The organism is Spirulina sp. 06S082 (assembly GCF_034932145.1).
Lineage (GTDB): Bacteria > Cyanobacteriota > Cyanobacteriia > Cyanobacteriales > Spirulinaceae > CCY15215.
The window spans coordinates 1-1882 of sequence record NZ_JAYGHV010000258.1; the positions used below are offsets into that span (position 1 = coordinate 1).

Below are 1882 nucleotides of genomic sequence, written 5' to 3' on the forward strand. Positions count from 1 at the left end.
AAAGGAGATTTATAGCCAGCGATTTTCAAGAAAATTGTTGCTTCTGAAATCATTGATTTTGGCTTCAGTCCAAACTCATTCGAGTTAATAAAGTCCTTTCGGTTTTGGGAGGGCTTTTTTATATCTGAATAAAATTCTGGAGTGCGATCGCTGATTTGGTTTGACGATCGCCGAAAAGTCAAAGGTAGATTAAGGCAAAAAGAACTTGCCACTTTCTAAAAACAATTGCTATGATCGAAATACACTAATTGCGATTTATGTCAAGTAAAATGAACATTAAAGCATTTCTTCTCGCTTCCATCCTTGGTTTATCCGTTCCCGCGATCGCCAGTACCGCGATCGCCCCTTCCGCGATCGCTCAAGTTTCTGCCCCAGTTGGTACATTTGTTAACAATACATGGTTCGTCAGAATTAGTTATATTAACAATGCTTATTTTTACGAAGGAAATAACAAAAATACGGGGGATTCGATTACATTAAGCGGAGCAACTTTTGGCGGAAATAGCAATCGCCGTACAATGACTTGGAACAATGGAGGCTATCGGTATCAAGTTGCTTGGCAACCCAACGATCCTGGAACTATTCGCGTGCAAGTTTTTAGTCCCAATGGACAACGAATCTTAAACCAACTACTCTCTCAAGCAGGTTAGTGATAAAAGTTAGTTATAAATATTAACTCACAACTATCAGAAATCAGGGTCATCTTCCAAAGTTTCGATTAATAAGTCCATACGTTCTTTACCGCGATTTAAAAAGGTTTCGCATTGACGTAATTGTTTAACCGCCACTTCAAACTGTGTAAAAACAGCTTCTAAGGGCAAAGCCCCCGACTCAATTTGTGCCGCGATCGCTTCGATTTCGGCGACGGCTTCTTCGTAGTTCCATTCTGGCTTATTCGTCACGGGCTTTTTTGTCATCCACTTTGGGAATTTCTGTAACTTTTACGTTGAGTTGTCCTGTTGCCAATTGTACAATTAATTCCACCTCGCCGTCTAAATCCCAAGGGTTACGGATAATGACTCCTGCTTGATTTCTAATAACAGCATAACCGCGATCGAGGACAGCTTGAGGATTGAGGGCGGACAGCTTTTCCTTTAAGAGTTCCTGATGAGAAAAGATGCGTTGCAGAGTCAAAGCGCGATCGGGAAAGTTGCTGAGATATAGTTTCAATTGTTGCAGGCGATCGCGTTCTTCGGCAAATCTTTCCTCAATGGCAGTTAAAAAGGCTTCTTGGCGCTGTTTTTGCTGTTTTTGTTCAATACTCCATCTTTCCTTGACCGACTCCAATAAGCCCATTTTGCAGCGATGCAGGTTTTCTTGCAATTGTTGCGAGTCAGGGACCACTGCTTCTGCCGCAGCAGTGGGAGTATGGGCGCTAAAGTCCGCAACAAGATCCGCGAGGGACTCATCTCGTTGATGTCCAATTCCCGTCACTACTGGGCGATCGCACTCCGCGATCGCCCTCACCACCCGTTCATCATTAAAACAGCTTAAATCCTCCGTCGCCCCACCTCCCCGCGCCACAATCACTAATTCGGCGCGATCGTCTCTTTCCACCCGTTTTAAGGCTTTCACAATGGATGCGGGGGCTAAATCCCCCTGTACGATCGCCCCGGATAACAGCACTTGTAAGCCAGGATAGCGCTGTTTGAGAGTGCGTTGAATGTCCCCCCATGCGGCGGCGGTGGGAGAAGTGACCACAGCAATGATTTGAGGATGTGGGGGTAATTGCTTTCTCTCGAGGTCGAAAAGTCCTTCGTTTTCGAGGCGCGATCGCAGTTGTTTGTATTGCAAGGCCTGTAGTCCTTCCCCCGCCGGAAGCACTTGCACTGCGTTGAGTTGATATTCCCCTCGTTTGGGGTACAGTCGCAGACTTCCCAAC

The 1882-nt window shown here is 45.6% G+C and carries 4 protein-coding genes; 1 reads left to right on the forward strand and 3 read right to left on the reverse strand.

The features are described from left to right. A partial coding sequence (locus tag VB714_RS15390) for a hypothetical protein (protein WP_323225514.1) occupies positions 1-212 on the reverse strand: 212 nt, incomplete at its 3' end. Between the two features lie 57 nt (positions 213-269). Between VB714_RS15390 and VB714_RS15395 the strand changes: the two genes are divergently transcribed. Beyond that, positions 270-650, forward strand: a complete 381-nt coding sequence (locus VB714_RS15395; protein ID WP_323225516.1) for a hypothetical protein — start codon at positions 270-272, stop codon at positions 648-650. A 36-nt stretch (positions 651-686) separates the two neighbouring features. Here the strand turns inward: VB714_RS15395 and xseB are convergent, their stop codons facing one another. Further along, a complete protein-coding gene (xseB, locus tag VB714_RS15400) occupies positions 687-917 on the reverse strand; it encodes an exodeoxyribonuclease VII small subunit (protein ID WP_323225518.1) in 231 nt (76 codons plus the stop codon). Next, positions 892-1882: exodeoxyribonuclease VII large subunit (xseA, locus tag VB714_RS15405; RefSeq protein ID WP_323225519.1), on the reverse strand; the 991-nt coding region annotated here is incomplete at its 5' end. The genes xseB and xseA, both read right to left, overlap by 26 nt.